The sequence below is a fragment of the Leisingera sp. ANG49 genome (assembly GCF_059694505.1).
The window spans coordinates 1-1,403 of record NZ_JCATZN010000040.1 but is presented as its reverse complement, the minus strand read 5'-3'; the positions used below and the strand labels follow the sequence as shown (position 1 = coordinate 1,403).

At 50.5% G+C, this 1,403-nt stretch carries 1 protein-coding gene and 1 pseudogene; both read left to right on the top strand.

What is annotated here, in order from left to right; all coding sequences use genetic code 11:
* Positions 1–258 precede the first annotated feature (258 nt).
* Positions 259–906: a Hint domain-containing protein gene (locus tag AC58NV_RS23590; RefSeq protein WP_497229314.1), complete on the top strand. Its 648-nt coding sequence runs from the start codon at positions 259–261 to the stop codon at positions 904–906.
* A 156-nt stretch (positions 907–1,062) separates the two neighbouring features.
* Positions 1,063–1,403 (top strand): annotated as a pseudogene (locus AC58NV_RS23585) (IS21 family transposase); the annotation flags it as partial.

The window sequence follows — 1,403 nt, the reverse complement described above, 5'->3', positions numbered from 1 at the left end:
CACCTCAATAGCCTGATTCCAGGGGGGGTTGAGTCAGTTCAATATGGTAAAAGTGTTGTATTGTCGAACGTAAACACTTTATGGAATAAATATGGCTCCTTTCTTCGACTGTGCAAAAAACAAACATCGCTAGTGGCGGAGAGATCGCTGGGAGAAATGCAGGACTGATCGCTATAGGACACGTGGTAGATTTCCGTTTATCTGAATTGGAGCGACCATCAGGCAGTATTCTCACAAAGATCTAACGGAGGTTCCTAAATGACACTTACAAGTAGGGCCACACGAGTCGGAAAAGAGGGGGAGTGTCAGCGCACATCGGCCCTTGGGGAAATGGAATTTTTTCCTCGCAAGTTATTTGACCTCGGTTTCGCCAATGGTACACGGATTCAGACTGATAAAGGCGATGTGCCGGTTGAGGAACTAGAAATTGGCAACCTAGTGTCTACGCACGACAACGGTTTGTGCCCCATTCGATGGATTGGCTTGACTATTCAGCGGGCAATAGGAGATTTTGCACCAATCCTATTTCGTAGTGGATCTTTTGGAAACAAAGGTAACCTACGGGTTTCCCCTGAGCACAGAATGCTTCTTAGTGGATGGCAAGCCGAGCTAGTTGTCGGAGAAAGTGAAGTGCTTGTGCCGGCAAAATTTCTCGTTAATAACACTTCGATTTTAAGAGACCCTGGAGGAGAAGTTACCTACTTTCAGATAGCATTTGATCAACATGAAATTATATATGCTGAGGGAAGTGTCACCGAGAGCCTATTTCCGTTGGATAGTGAAATTGCCGCTTCTCCAACGGGCCTCAGAGACGTCGCGGTGTGCGGACCTCCAGCAAGAATTATTGCGAGTAGTCAAGAAGTAAGTGTAATACTCAATTTTGAGGGCGATATATATCTCAAGTAGAAGAAGTTCTCTTTTAGCGCAACGGCTCAATCAAAAGCTGCGTTGTTGATTTCCGCTGAGATCTGACCCGGGAAAGGCGAAAGTTTTCTTTGAGAATTGACCCATGTGTGACCGTGCCCCTGGCTTTTATCGGCAGGGGTTATTGGAGTGATCGACATGGCATTTTTGAGTGTGATCCGACGCTGGGCGCTTCGGGATCAGATGTCTATTCGGGAGATAGCGAGGTGAACGGGCCTCTCCCGCAACACCATTCGCAAGTATTTACGTTCGGGTGCTGTTGAGCCCCGGTTCCAGGTCCCGCAGCGTCCGAGCAAGCTGGACCCTTTCGCGGACAAGCTGTCTGCTTGGCTTGCCGCGGAATCGCGCAAGCCCCGCAAGCAGCGGCGCACGGTCAAGCAGCTGCATGCGGACCTGGCGGCTCTTGGCTTTACCGGCTCGTACGGGCGGGTGGCGGCCTTCGCGCGGGCATGGCGCGCGGAACGCCAGCGCATTCAGCT